The 12204-nt window shown below is 58.2% G+C and carries 4 protein-coding genes and 3 pseudogenes; 3 read left to right on the top strand and 4 right to left on the bottom strand.

Annotation, left to right across the window (positions count from 1 at the left end; genetic code table 11):
• Positions 1-206: 206 nt before the first annotated feature.
• On the bottom strand, positions 207-2492 hold the full coding sequence (locus AVI_RS23770) for a methyl-accepting chemotaxis protein (RefSeq protein ID WP_012650517.1): 2286 nt from the start codon (positions 2490-2492) through the stop codon (positions 207-209).
• Positions 2493-2768: 276 nt separating this feature from the next.
• On the opposite strand from AVI_RS23770, the pseudogene AVI_RS31885 reads away from it, so the two are divergent.
• From AVI_RS31885 to AVI_RS23760, 3 genes and pseudogenes are all read left to right on the top strand, one after another.
• Positions 2769-3004 (top strand): annotated as a pseudogene (locus tag AVI_RS31885) (hypothetical protein); the annotation flags it as partial.
• Positions 3005-3545: 541 nt separating this feature from the next.
• A complete protein-coding gene (locus AVI_RS23765) occupies positions 3546-4406 on the top strand; it encodes an AraC family transcriptional regulator (protein WP_139191369.1) in 861 nt (286 codons plus the stop codon).
• 22 nt (positions 4407-4428) lie between these two features.
• Complete coding sequence (locus AVI_RS23760; RefSeq protein ID WP_012650515.1) at positions 4429-6999, top strand: HWE histidine kinase domain-containing protein; 2571 nt, start codon at positions 4429-4431, stop codon at positions 6997-6999.
• 450 nt (positions 7000-7449) lie between these two features.
• Here the strand turns inward: AVI_RS23760 and AVI_RS23755 are convergent.
• The 3 genes and pseudogenes from AVI_RS23755 to AVI_RS23740 all read right to left on the bottom strand — a co-directional run bounded on the left by AVI_RS23755 (position 7450) and on the right by AVI_RS23740 (position 12195).
• Positions 7450-8800 (bottom strand): annotated as a pseudogene (locus AVI_RS23755) (IS3 family transposase).
• Between the two features lie 85 nt (positions 8801-8885).
• Positions 8886-9776 (bottom strand): annotated as a pseudogene (locus tag AVI_RS23745) (PAS domain-containing protein); the annotation flags it as partial.
• 580 nt (positions 9777-10356) lie between these two features.
• Positions 10357-12195: a HAMP domain-containing methyl-accepting chemotaxis protein gene (locus AVI_RS23740; RefSeq protein ID WP_012650513.1), complete on the bottom strand. Its 1839-nt coding sequence runs from the start codon at positions 12193-12195 to the stop codon at positions 10357-10359.
• Positions 12196-12204: the final 9 nt, after the last annotated feature.

The raw sequence follows: 12204 nt of genomic DNA, 5'->3' as shown, positions 1-12204 counted from the left end.
CACGAGCCGCCCACCGCATCGCCAGCACGGGCGCTTGGCCGCACGAAAACCACTGCCTTCAGTGGTAGATCAGCGGCACTGTGGCTCAGTCTTGGAAGAGTTCCGATCAAAAGACTGCATTTCTTCGAGGCATGACGGCGTATCAAAAATGCGGAGATGCCTGAGCATCCCCGCTTCTGGAAGTCAAAGCCGGATCGTCGGAGCGATCAGAACTCTTCCCAGCTGTCCGTCGATGGCGCTGCTGCAACACGGCTTTGCCCGCCGCCAAATGCCTTTGCGATCTTGCTGACCATGCCGCGTGCCGGCGAGTCTGCCGGCACCGAGGGTGCTGAAGCCGACGCCCACGGGCGACCGGAAACTGCCGTAACCGGGGCTGCCCGGCGCGGCGCGGGGTCCTGCCGCGAAACCGCGTGTTCATGGCCGAGCTGGAACTGGCTGATCAGTTCGCGCAGGCGGCCGGCTTCGTTGGCAAGCGTAGCGCCGGCCGCATTGGCTTCTTCCACCATCGCGGCATTCTGCTGCGTCACCTGGTCCATCTGGTTGACGGCCGTGTTGACCTCCGCCAGGCCGACCGACTGCTCGCGCGAGGATGTGGCGATCGCATCCATGTGCTGGTTGATGGTGACGATATAGGTCTCGATCTTGCGCAGCGCGTCGCCGGTTTCGCTAACCAGCTTGACTCCGGTCCCGACTTCCACCGATGACTTGCCGATCAGGTCCTTGATCTCCTTGGCGGCTTTGGCGGAACGCTGGGCAAGTTCGCGCACCTCTTGGGCGACGACAGCAAAACCCTTGCCTGCTTCGCCGGCCCGGGCTGCCTCGACGCCGGCGTTCAGCGCCAGAAGATTGGTCTGAAAGGCGATGTCGTCGATAACGCCGATGATGTTCGAGATCTGGCCCGACGACTGCTCAATGCGGCCCATCGCGTCGACGGCATTGGCAACGACAGCACCAGAATGGCGGGCGCTTTCATTGGCCTGGATGGCGACGGTACGGGCATCTTCGGTTCGCTTGGAGGAGCTCGCGACATTGACAGTGATCTGGTCGAGGGCGGCGGCTGTCTCCTCCAGTGAGGCGGCCTGCTGTTCTGTCCGCTTGGCCAGATCGTCGGCACTCTGACTGACTTCACGCGAGCCGCTGTCGATCGAGCTGGTGGCCTGCGCAAACGAAATGAGCGTGCCGCGCAACTGGCTGACGGCGGCATTGAAGTCGGCGCGCAGCGGTTCGAAGTCGGCCACGAATGCACGGTCGAGCTGGTATGCCAGGTCGCCCTCGGACAGATGCTTCAGGCCGGTAGCAAGGCCGCTGGTCGCTTCCGCCATGGCCTGCGAACGGCTGCGCTCTTGTTCGGCGCTGCGCTGACGCTGTTCCTCGCTGAGGCTGCGGTTTTCTTCCGCCTGCCGCTCCAGCTCGCGCGCCTTTAAGCTGTTTTCCTTGAACACGTCGACCGCGCGGGCCATTGCGCCAATTTCGTCGGGGCGACGACCGCCTTCGACACTGGCCGACAGATCGCCCGTGGCGAGCCGTGTCATCGTCCCGGTCAGCCGGGAAATCGCTCCACCCAGCGCACGGGCGAAGAATAGGAAACCGAACAGCGAGAGCAGCGACACCAGAACGGAAGCGCCAATCGAGTTCAGCGTCGACTGACGACCATCGGCAAGAATCGTCGTTGCATCGGTGGCAAGTTCAATGACGCCGAGCTTGGCGCCGCCAAAATTGTTGAAGGGAATAGCGTTGATGATCATGTCGCGGCCGTCGAGTGTAACGCCCGCCGTCACCGGCTTGCCATCGAGGGCCGCCCTGATCTGCTCTTCCGCAAGAATGCTCTTGTCCCCCTGCGTCGAAGCCTGGGTTTGCACCTTGCCTTCTACCAGCACGTCCACGGCAATTTCCGCGCCGAGGCGGTCGGCAATTGGGCCGAAGAAGGCGTTGCTGAGTTCTGTGCCCACGTCGATCGCACCGATGACCTTGCCGTCCCGGATCACGGGCGCTGTAGCGCTGGTATTGATGGCCGTGCGACCTTGTTCGATGCCAGCGGAGAGTTTACCGGTGTTTATCGCCGAAGCCACCGTCTGCCGTCTGCCGATAATCATGTCGCCGAATTTCGCAGGCGAATGCGACCGGGCCACGACCGTTCCGGTCACGTCAAGGAAAGTGAAGGTTTGCAAAGCGCCTTCCTTGGCAACCGCCGCCATGCCGGGCTGGTATTTGGTCAGCAGACCCTCGCGGTCGCCGTTTGCGATCATTTGTACCGTACCGGGATCATTGGCGACGGAGGAGGCAAGCGCTGCTGCCGATCTCGAAATGGCGGCCATTTCGGCCTGGATGACGGCGAGGTCGCTTGCGGTTTTGCTTTTTACCGCAGTGTCGTTCATCGTCGATTGCGCGTGCCAGGCAAGGCCGCCGATTGCAGCACTGGCAAACATAACCGCGGCAAACCCGTAACCAGTAATCTGAATCCATAATGGCCGCCTAACTGTGTGATCGCTCATTACTTTCTCCAAAGCATAAATAAGTCGTTTGGCCGGAACTATATTTTACATTCGTCAATTTTGAATAAATGGGCTGATTTTGCGGACGGTTTGGCGATTCACGTTTACCGACCACATGGAGGCGCAGCGCTCGCGCGGATCCCGAGCTGCTGGCGGTTCTAGTCGGTCCGGCTCCTTCGTCTCGCAAGCGGCGAATTTCGGCTGCATCGAACTTTGGCTTGTGCCCTTTTAGACACCCCTGCCCTTCGCGGCAGCGTCCCCCTCCATCTATTGCTCCGACCTGTGATCCAACGCTATGGCGTCGACAACCCCAGTACGGGGCGCGGAGCCATCAAGAGTTTGCTGCCACAAGGGCCGCACAACTTTCGGGATATTCTGGCAACGCATATCCTCAAGCAGACCGGGTCACGGGAGCACGCCAGCCATGCCTTCTAGGACACACCGGACGCCGTCAGCAGGAGAAGGCGGCACTTGCGGCAAAAATCCTGGATCAGGTTTGGGAAGCTACATAGCCCGTCAGATAAAGAGCTGATCCACATTGTCCATGTAGATGCGGAAACGATCTCCGCAGCAGCCGTCTTTGCCTTGAGCGGGTTGAACCTCGGACCCGCTCTTATCTATGAAGCTCAAAAACCTTAAGTGACTGATAGTAATATAAGTGCGGGTAGGCAACAGTATGGTTGAGCGTCAAGGGACTTTTCTGTGCTGAACGCAACTTCACACAGAATATGAATGTCTTGGCGGAATGTCGTAAATGGGGCCGGGAGCGGACAGTCAGCTGTAGGGACTTCCCACGCAGAAAGCAGCCCATAGCGCCCCTGTTCAGAAGTCACTGCCGAGGCGGGTGGAGGATCACCGCTGCAGGAAGTCGCTGAAGGAAATTTGTATGACGGGTCAGCAGACAGATACCTGGACCGTTGCAGCGTCCGTTCAACAATAGGCGGTTCAACCTCGTCACCGACGTAGGTGTTTTCCCAAGAAAGCTTAGTTATAATCGCAAAACTTTCGCGCAAAAATTGTTTTTCATTAGCAAATATCGTGCTAAACAGGCTCATGACCTCTCCTCGCGCGCTCAAAATTGATTTTGCGGAACCGGACTTGGCACCCGTCTCACGACGGGCGCACCATTCCCATGGATTTTCAGTCGAGTATGTGGAGCTGGGCAGCGCGGAACCGTACGAATTTAGAAGCCGTGGTGATAGCCATTATCTGGCACTGCACGACATCGCCCTTACGGACGGCGAGCTTCGCGTAGACAGCCTGCCGAGGCTTCATGTGCGGGATTTACGTGACACGATCACGTTCGTGCCCAAGGGCTGCGGCATTGAAGGCTGGAGTAAGCCTAAACCACGGGTCAACAGTTTTGTGGCGATGTATTTCGATCCTGAGGTGATCCACCAAGATCTCGGGAGCCGATATGCCAGACGCGATCTACCGCCGTTCGCCTATTCGCGCGATCCGCAACTGCGCGCGACGCTCAAAAAACTCGCAGCGCTCGTAAGGGCGCCTCAAGTCGATGAACTTCATGCCGAGAGCGTGTGCCTGGTGGCGTCGCTCGAAGTCTTTGGCGTCATGGCCGATAGGCAGGGGCGCCTGTCCGACCGACAGATCGCCTCGGTGACGGATTTTGTGGAGGGGCATCTTCACGAAACCATAGGATTGGCTGAGCTGGCCGCCGTCGCCGGGCTTAGCCGTTTTCATTTCTCTCGTGCCTTCAAGGCGACAACCGGGGAAAATCCCCATGCGTTCGTCCAAAGGCGGCGCATCTCGCGAGCTGTCAAACTACTGGAACAGGTTGAACTCCCTATCGACGCGATTGCGGGGGCAGTCGGGTACAAGGGCACACCACAGTTTCGAAGGGCGTTTCATGAGGTAATGGGTACCTCTCCGCTGAAATATCGTCTGCGACGTTAAAATAGATGGCGGGGGCCAACCAATGGGCAATGACTACACCGATGCGAACCTGACTGTCTGCGACCGGGAACCGATCACGCGACTCGATGAGATCCAGAACTTTGCGTTCCTCATCGCAATGTCGAACGACTGGACGATTGTTCGCGCATCCGAAAATTGCGAGAAGTTCTTTAAAGTTAAACCCCAGGAACTGCTCGGCACTCGCTTCGACCGATGGATCAGTGAGATCGCGCTCCACGACATTCGCAACCGGATGGCGATCCTGGCGTCAACGACAGGTGAGCGGATTTTCGACTTGAAGCTGGTGCAGGGATTGCCCAACGTCGATCTCTCGATCCACTTCCAGGGCGACCTGCTGATCATCGAAGGCGAACGGACACAGAAGGCCGAACGGGTGGAGGCGGCCTCGATGGTTCGTGCGATGGCTGCACGTCTCCTTAAATCACCAACGATCGCTAAGTTTCACCATGATACGGCTCGACAGGTGCTGGCGATCACAGGCTTTGATCGCGTCATGATCTATCAGTTCGACACCGAGGGCCATGGCGAAGTCATCGCGGAATCGGCACGCGCTGGAATGGAAAGCTTTCTCGGTCTCCATTATCCCGCATCTGACATCCCGCGTCAGGCTCGCGAACTTTACCTGCGCAACCCATTCCGCATTATAGCGGACGTCACGGCGCCAACGGTACCGCTCCTACCTCCCGCTGATGCTGTAACGCCACCGCTCGACTTATCGATGTCGATCACCCGCGCCGTGTCGCCAGTACACATCGAATATCTGCGCAACATGGGGATCGGTGCCTCGCTATCGATCTCGATCGTCGTCGAGGAAAAGCTTTGGGGTCTTATCGCATGCCACGCGAATGGGCCGCGCCTGCCAAGCTTTATCATGCGGACCGCTTCCGAGCTGTTCGGCGCGATGTATTCGATGATGCTCGAGAGCCGCCTGCGGCGCGGAAGTGAAGAGCATGAGCAACGCGCACGGGCTTTAGCTGATCGCGTCATCACCATGATCGCCGGCGACGAGACTTTGATGGAAAACGCGCAATGGCTGCAGGACATGACGCGCGACATGGTGGATTGCGATGGTGTCGCCATTTATCGTAGCGGTAAAGCCCATCTTCACGGCTCCACGCCGTCTGAAGAGAATGTCATCGCGCTCGCGCATCATCTGAACGCAGCATCGCCGAGCCGGGTCTTCACGACCGACGACCTGGCTTCCGTGCATGCGCCGTGCAGCGCAACGGCTGATCGCGCCGCCGGCATGATGTCGATCCCTATCTCACGTGTCCCACGCGACTATATTTTGTTGTTTCGCCGAGAGCGCATCAGCGAGATCAGGTGGGGCGGCGATCCCGCAAAGCTCTTGGAAGCCAGCACCGATGGTGAGCGTATGTCTCCCCGCAAGAGCTTTGCGGCATTCGCCCGACTGGTCCGTGGCAGGGCTCCCCGCTTTTGCGACCGCGACCAGCGCATCGGTGAAGCGATCAGACAGGCACTGATCGAAGTCATCTTGCGCTATTCGGACGGTGCCAGCGACGAGCGAAGGCGTGCATCCGAACGTCAGGAGGTGCTCATCGCAGAGCTCAATCACCGCGTTCGCAACATCCTCGCTCTGATCCGCAGCCTGGTGACAAAGACGAGCCAAGCTGCCGTCGATGTCACCAGCTATGTCGACTCGCTCAGTGGCCGGGTACAGGCGCTGGCGAGAGCGCATGACAGGATTACGCGTCAGAGCTGGGGCCCTGCTCCGCTGGCCGGGCTGTTCGAGGATGAAATTGCTGCACATGACAATGCGAGGGGCCGCCTCAGCTTGAAGGGCCCTAATGTTCTGCTCCAGGCGCAGGCGATCTCCACCGTAGCACTGGTCGTGCACGAACTCGTCACCAACAGTTGCAAGCATGGAGCGCTTTCCGCCGCAGGTCGTGTAGAGGTGACCGTCGAAGCAGTCGATGGCGAAGGCGTCTATATCAAGTGGAAGGAAATCGGCGGCCCGGCCGTGGTTGCCCCGACACGTCGCGGCTTCGGATCTGTCATTGTCGAACGAACAATCCCGTTCGATCTACAGGGCACAGCGGAGCTCCGCTTCCTGTTGGCAGGACTTGAAGCCGATTTCTTCATCCCGCATCATTATGTCTTCATCGCGGACGAGGACGAGACACCCGCTCCGACCACATTCAACAATGACGCCACCAAGAAGACCGACGTTACTCCTGCCCGACTCCTTCAAGGAACGCATGTCCTGCTGGTCGAGGACAATATGCTAATTGCGCTAGAGGCAGAGGACATGCTGCACGAACTGGGCGCCGTTCACGTGGCCCTCGCCTCGACGATTACCGAAGCTGAGCAGCTACTCGCAAAACATAGCTTTCAGTTCGCGATGCTGGACATCAACGTCGGTCGCGGAACGAGTTTCGATCTCGCGACGAAGCTTGGGGAAGCCGGCACGCCTTTCATTTTCGCGACGGGCTATGGCGATGAGTTGGCGATCGCAGGGCGTAAGGGGAGCGAGGTCATTATCCAAAAACCTTACGAGCGCGATCACCTTGCTCGCGCCGTGCAACAGGTGCTCACTAAACCCGTCGCATGAATTCGGCGGATTGTCGCATCACTGGTGCTAACTGGCCTGCCGCAGCCCAAGGGAACCACTCCGTTCCCTCGAACGATCTGGCGCCGCCAGTGCGGAACGATCGTGCCGGTAGATCTTGCGACCCGGCTTGTTGATGGTCGGCTTGACACTCGGCGCATCGCAAATGGCCGGATTCGTTCAAAGCTCGTATCGTGTGAGAGGGTCTGCGGCCGAGCGTAGTTGTAAAAGAGGTGGCGGAACGCCATGGCTTCAGCGCCAATCTCACCAAGGCGGCCGGATTGTAACCAGAAATGGTCAGATAGGGTTTTTGGCTCATGCGAGGATCCATGTGTTTCAGCCTCACCTCCGAACAAGCCTCCAATGATTACGCAGCGGGTGTCCGTCGTCGAATGATTTGAGACTTCCTCGGCTTTGGAAGAATGGAGTTTCCGGCTCGGTTTGCGCGTTGATTTAAGCTGCTTTCTTTTGGTGGTTCAAGCGGCGTTGTCTGATGGTGTCTCTTTTGATCTTTTCGCGTTCGAGCAGTATGGTCTGGCCGCGCCCGGAGTAGACGTCGGCTGGGGTAAGATTGTCGAGGCTTTCGTGATAGCGCCGATGGTTCTAGTGCTCGACAAAAGCCGCGACCTGAGCTTCGAGGTCCTCCTGGAAGAAGTAGTTTTCGAGCAGGATGCGGTTCTTCAGCGTCTGGTGCCAGCGTTCGATCTTGCCCTGCGTTTGCGGATGGCCGGGAGCGCCGTGGACCTGCCCGATCTTGTATTTCTCCAGCCATTCACCGAGATCGGAAGCAACGTAACACGGGCCGTTGTCGGACAGCAGGCGCGGCCGGTGTTCGACCTTGACCTTGTCGCATCCTGATGCCGCAAGCGCCAAGTCGAGCGTGTCGGTAACATCCTCGACTTTCATGCTGGTGCACAGCTTCCAGGCGATGATGTAGCGCGAGAAGTCGTCGAGGATGGTCGACAGGTAGAACCATCCCCAACCATGACCTTCAGATAGGTGAAGTCAGTTTGCCACATCTCGTTCGGGCGCGTGGTCTTGTCCTTGAACTCGTCGTTGGCCTTGATGACGATATAGGTGGGCGACGTTATCAGATCGTGGGCCTTGAGCAGGCGGTAGACCGAAGCCTCTGATACGAAATAGCTTTCCGTGTCGGTGAACTTCACGGCCAGTTCGCGCGGCGACAACTCGGCATGATCCAGCGCCATTTCGATGATACGGTCCCTGACATCGTCGGGAAGACGGTTCCATACCCGTGACGGGGCGGATGTCCGGTCTTCCAGCCCCTCGACGCCGTAGGTCAGGAAACGATCATACCAGCGGTAGAAGGTCGGCCGAGGAATGCCGAGCTTGTCGAGGGTCTGCTTGGCAGGCAGGTGGGATTCTTCCACGAGCCGGATAATCTCAAGCTTCTCGGTGGCGGGATATCTCATTCGTCGCCGCCCCCATCCCCGATCATGCTTTTTTTAAGCAGGCGGTTTTCCAGGGTGAGGTCGGCCAGAGCCTCCTTCAGGTCGCGGCTTTCACGGCGCAGTGCTTTCACCTCGTCAGTGGTTGCCGAACGGGCGGTGTCGCCCGCAAGCCGCTTCTTGCCAGCTTCGAGGAATTCCTTGGACCAGCTATAATACAGGCTCTCGGCAATCCCTTCACGTCGGCAGATTGCGGCAATGCTGTCCTCGCCACGAAGGCCTTCCAGCACGATGCGAATTTTCTCTTCCGACGAATGGTGCTTGCGCGTGGCGCGGCGGATGTCCTTGATCGTCTTCTCGGTCGTCGATGTCTGCGGCCCGGATTTTTGTCTCATCTTCGCTTCCTTTGAATGAGCTACGATGAGCCGAAAATCCTCTCTTCTCAATTAAGCCAGTTCTGTCTCATGGGCGCTGATGTCGGACAGTTTGCAGCGTCGTGCGGAGCTTCGAAGACGTTTCGTTGAAGTCGCTGCGCAGTCTTTCCAAGGCGGGCATGAAGGGTGAGCGGAGTTCCTGCGTCAGGTCACCGCCAGCCATAGCCTGGAGTGCGCTGGCCAGTTGCTCGACGCTGTTGACACGCTCAGACACGTCGGTCGCAAACTTGACCACCTTGAACACTTTGCCATTCATGTCGAAGATCGGGTTGTAGGACGCCTGGATGTGGACGCGCTTGCCCCCCTTGCCGAGACGCATGAACTCATCTGCAACGAATTCGCCGCCGGCGAGCCTTGCCCAGAAGCGGCGGTAATCCTCGCTCCTCGTGTAGCCCGGCTCGCAGAACATGGAATGATGCTTGCCCTGAACCTCAGAGAGTTGATAGCCAAGGGTCTGAAGGAAGTTCTCGTTTGCCGTCAGGATGTCCCCGCCGGGCGTGAACTCGATGACGGCCTGAGCCCTGGAGATCGCGTCGAGCTTTCTACTATCTTCGGCGGCTTTAAGTTTTTGTTCGGTGATATCTGTCGCGAATTTGACGACCTTATAGGGCCTGCCGCCCCTCGACACCGGATTGTAGGAAGCCTCGATCCAGACTTCCATGCCGCCTTTGCCGATACGCTTGTACTGGCGACGGTCAAATTCGCCGCGTCCCAGCCTTGCCCAAAAATCGATGTAATCGGAGCTGTTGACTTCGGTCGGATCGACGAAGATCTTGTGGTGCTTGCCCACGATTTCGGACAGCTGATATCCAAGCGCCCGACAGAAATTCTCGTTTGCGGTGATGATCGTACCATCGAGCTTAAACTCGATAATGGCCTGAGACTTGCTGAGGGCCTCAAGGACTGCCTTTGCGTCGGCGCCACCAAATCCTAACATCCCATTTACCCCAAAATGCTCCCCGTCGCTCGGCCGGACCATCCGCAAGCTCGCAGCAGCTAATGCTGATGCGAATTCTTGGGTAAAGATATTTACGCGATGTAAATATTCCATTAGACACGCAGAAATCTTGAGCAATAACGACAATTCTTGCGCTTTAACAATTCTAGTTTGTACTGTTGGCTGAGATTGGTATGTCTGATGCAATTTTGGGCTGGTAAATCGCAGAGATTGCTTCCCAGAGTCGAAAGACGATGCTAGCGCGCGACACGGCGAGCGGAGGCGTCAAAAGCGGTCACCGTACCTATTGTTGTCACGTGACCGGCGCGAGCCTTCTGACCGAGTGGCTGGCAGTTCCAGCGAGCAGACACAGACGTCGTAGCTAGGTGCCGGGCACCAGCAGGGACAGTACCGACGGCGTTGGCGAACAGGAAGGTTGCTTGTCCTGTCAGCGTATCTGCTGCATCTGGATTTCACCACCCCTTCTAGCTGCTTAGGGGAGGTGATTTTTTCAGTAGGGCAAGTCTTCCTTAGACGTCAACCTGCTCGATGAACATCGCCGTTCGCCGGACGTTCGCCATTAGGCTGCGCGTTGCCGCGCCGGCTGTTGGAAAGGCCTGTCGGCCATGGATGTATCCGGAAGCTCGAAGGCGGCCATTAGGTCTTGCAGTATTCTCGCTTCCGCTGCCAGCTCGAAGCTCGCGGCTGAGGTTTCCTCGACCATGGCCGTGTTTTGCTGCGTGAATTTGTCCAGTTGGTTGATCGCATGCGTGACCTCTGAAAGAGTCGTCGCCTGTTCAACTGTCGCAGATGCGATACCCTCCATGCTTTCTTTCATGGAAGAGATATGGGATACGATCGTCCCCAAGGTTGCTCCGGTCTTGTGGACGAGTTCGACGCCCGCTTTGACCTGGGTGCTCGACGTCTCGATGAGTCCGTTGATTTCCTTCGCGGCCTCGGCCGATCGCGTGGCGAGCGCGCGAACTTCCTGGGCGACGACGGCGAAGCCCTTTCCAGCCTCTCCCGCTCTAGCGGCTTCGACACCCGCGTTGAGTGCCAGAAGGCTCGTTTGAAACGCGATTTCGTTGATGACCTGCGTGATGCTCGAAATCTGGCCAGAGGAGTGTTCGATCTTCTCCATCGCTTGAATGGTCTCAGCCACGATGCAGCCCGATTTCGTCGCGCTTTCGTTGGCGGTTCTGGCGACCAGGCGTGCGTCGTCGAGTCGCTTGACTGAATGCCCCATGGTAGAAGCGATCTGATTGATAGAGGCAGTCGTCTTGACAAGCGCCGCGGCCTGCTCTTCGGTACGGTTCGACAGGGCCGCAGTGCTGTCTGCGATCTCGGTCGAACGGCTCAAAATGGAATGCGCCGCGGAGTTCACCGTATTCAGCGTGGCCGAAAGCTGCTCGGCTGCCGTATTAAGGTCGAGCCGTAGCTTGTCGAATTCCGGCGACAGCGGCTTGCCCAGCCTCATCTGCAGATTGCCGTGCGATATTGCGTGGAGACCATCGGCGATGCCGGAGATCGCTTGCTGAAGCCGCGCCATCGCGGCGGCTTCAGCCTCGTGAGTAAGCCTTTCGCGTGAAGCTTCCGCATGTTTGCGGTCTCGATCCGCTTGGATTTCCAGCGCCGTCTTCTCGATCGCCTCCTTGCGGAACACCTCGACCGCGGCGGCCATCAAGCCGATTTCGTCGGACCGATCGGCGAAAGGCACGCTTGCCTGAGTATTCCCTCCAGCGAGACGGGACATTGAGCCCGTGATGAGTTTCACTGGCCGCGCGACGCCGCGGATAACATATGCGGTCACACCGGCCAGGATCGTCAGCGCGATACCAAGTGCGAGCAGACTTCCGAACTGCACTGATCTGAACGTCTTGACGCCGTCTGTCTTCGAAGCGTGGGCACCCTCCTCGCTGAATGCGATCAGTTTGTCGAGCGACGCGTTGATGTCTTTTGCCAAGGTCGTCATGCCGTGGCCGAAAAGGTATCCGGCAAGGTCTTTAGACTTGCCGGAGGACATCTCCAGCATGTAGCCGCCTTTCTGAACGAAACTGTCCACGAGTGGAGGGATCGGCGCAAACGCCGCGCGCTCAACGTCTGAGGAGATGCGCTTCTCATAGACCTCCAGCGCATCACGCAGGTCGGCTTCCCGGGTTGCAGATATCTTGGCCAGCTCGTTCATTCGCTGGACGTTCGCTTCCACCGCATGCTGGCCGTAAACAATCCGCAGATCGTCCAAGGCGATCTTGACTTGCGCGGACAGTTTGCTGCGCGGGAGCCAACCGTCGGCGACGTCTGCCGTGCGCGCGTTGAGCCGATCCATGCCCGTTACCATGAAGGCGTACAGGCCCAAGACGACGATGCTGATCGTAACAAGAGAGAGGCTTACTGAGACTAGGATACTAGGGCGTCGCATGATGATTTA

Origin of the sequence: Allorhizobium ampelinum S4, assembly GCF_000016285.1 — a bacterium.
In the GTDB taxonomy this organism is placed as follows: Bacteria; Pseudomonadota; Alphaproteobacteria; order Rhizobiales; family Rhizobiaceae; genus Allorhizobium; species Allorhizobium ampelinum.
The sequence above is the reverse complement of the archived record's forward strand: the minus strand, read 5'-3'. Positions and strand labels throughout refer to the sequence as shown.